The sequence below is a fragment of the Staphylococcus sp. EG-SA-2 genome (assembly GCF_017152085.1).
The window spans coordinates 1-2388 of sequence record NZ_JACYHC010000622.1; the positions used below are offsets into that span (position 1 = coordinate 1).

Consider the following 2388-nt stretch of genomic DNA (forward strand, 5'->3'; position numbering starts at 1 on the left):
AAGGACCGGTAAATAAAAGAGTAGATTTTCTATCAAATAAATTGAATAAATATTCAATAAGAAAATTTACAGTTGGAACAGCATCTATTTTAATTGGCTCACTAATGTATTTGGGAACTCAACAAGAGGCAGAAGCAGCTGAAAACAATATTGAGAATCCAACTACATTAAAAGATAATGTCCAATCAAAAGAAGTGAAGATTGAAGAAGTAACAAACAAAGACACTGCACCACAGGGTGTAGAAGCTAAATCTGAAGTAACTTCAAACAAAGACACAATCGAACATGAACCATCAGTAAAAGCTGAAGATATATCAAAAAAGGAGGATACACCAAAAGAAGTAGCTGATGTTGCTGAAGTTCAGCCGAAATCGTCAGTCACTCATAACGCAGAGACACCTAAGGTTAGAAAAGCTCGTTCTGTTGATGAAGGCTCTTTTGATATTACAAGAGATTCTAAAAATGTAGTTGAATCTACCCCAATTACAATTCAAGGTAAAGAACATTTTGAAGGTTACGGAAGTGTTGATATACAAAGCAATCCAGAGGATCTAAAGGTATCTGAAGTCACTCGTTTCAATAATAAAAGTATTGGAAAAAACGAATTGACAGGAGCATTACAATTAAAGAATAAAGTTTCTTTTAAAAATGACTTTGAGTTTAACATTAGAGTAGCTAATAATCATCAATCGGTAACAACTGGCGCTGATGGATGGGGGTTCTTATTTAGTAAAGGTGACGGTAACGAATATTTACAAAAGGGAGGTATATTAGGTCCCAAAGGAATGGAAAATTCAGCAGGATTTAAAATTGATACAGGGTATAATTTTAAAGATCCCATGGATAAAGAAGAGAAACAGGCAGGACAAGGATTTAAAGGGTATGGTACGTTTGTAAAAACAGGTGCTGATGGAACTACAGCAAAGGTTGGAACAAACATACCAACAAGAGGTAAAGCGGATAATTCATTCCAATATGCAGATAATTCTATTGATACAACAGATGGAAAATTCCATGGTCAATTACTTAATAATTTAAAATTAGCGTACAATGAAAAATCGGGGATAATGAGAGCCGAATATGCTGGTAAAATTTGGGAAGCTAATATATCAGATTTGGGATTGGATAAATCTGAAGCATATAACTTTTTAATTACTTCTAGTCAAAGACAGGGAACATCTCAAGGTGTATATGCAAATGGTTGGATGAGAACAGATTTAAATAACTCAACATTTAAACTAACGCCTAATCTAGTTAATAAAACAGAAACAAAAACAGTAGAGATACCGTTCGAGACAAAACGTGAATTTAATCCGAAGTTACAACCTGGTGAAGAGCGAGTGAAACAAGAAGGACAACCAGGAAGTAAGACAATCACAACACCAATCACAGTGAACCCATTAACGGGTGAAAAAGTTGGCGAAGGTCAACCAACAGAAGAGATCACAAAACAACCAGTAGATAAGATTGTAGAATTCGGTGGCGAGAAAATACCGCAAGGTCATAAAGATATCTTTGATCCAAACTTACCAACAGATCAAACGGAAAAAGTACCAGGTAAACCAGGAATCAAGAATCCAGACACAGGAAAAGTGATCGAAGAGCCAGTGGATGATGTGATTAAACACGGACCAAAAACGGGTACACCAGAAACAAAAACAGTAGAGATACCGTTTGAAACAAAACGTGAATTTAATCCGAAGTTACAACCTGGTGAAGAGCGAGTGAAACAAGAAGGACAACCAGGAAGTAAGACAATCACAACACCAATCACAGTGAACCCATTAACGGGTGAAAAAGTTGGCGAGGGTCAACCAACAGAAGAGATTACAAAACAACCAGTAGATAAGATTGTAGAGTTTGGTGGCGAGAAACCAAAAGATCCAAAAGGACCTGAAAACCCAGAGAAGCCGAGCAGACCAACTCATCCAAGTGGCCCAGTAAATCCTGACAATCCAGGATTATCGAAAGACAGAGCAAAACCAAATGAACCAGTTCATTCAATGGATAAAAATGATAAAGTTAAAAAATCTAAAATTGCTAAAAAATCAGTAGCTAATCAAGAGAAAAAACGAGCAGAATTACCAAAAACAGGTGCAGAAAGCACACAAAAAGGATTGATCTTTAGTAGTATAATTGGAATTGCTGGATTAATGTTATTGGCACGTAGAAGAAAAAATTAAAATAATTCATTATTTAAATAATACTTGATTTGCATTCACTATATTTAGTTTGTTAAAAACAACCTAGAATATGGTGAAAATGATATACACCCCAAAAGTTGGATTGAAAGACCTAACTTTAAGGGGTGTATTTTTGTTATAAATTTGATTTTTTGATAATATTTTCATATTTAATATAATCATAATTAGTAGAATATAACCTCTG

At 34.8% G+C, this 2388-nt stretch carries 1 protein-coding gene; it reads left to right on the forward strand.

Annotated elements, in window-relative coordinates; genetic code table 11:
• Nucleotides 1-2183, forward strand: a 2183-nt coding sequence (locus IDG60_RS11170) for a G5 domain-containing protein (protein WP_206160699.1), incomplete at its 5' end; no start/stop codon positions are given.
• Between the last annotated feature and the right edge of the window lie 205 nt (nt 2184-2388).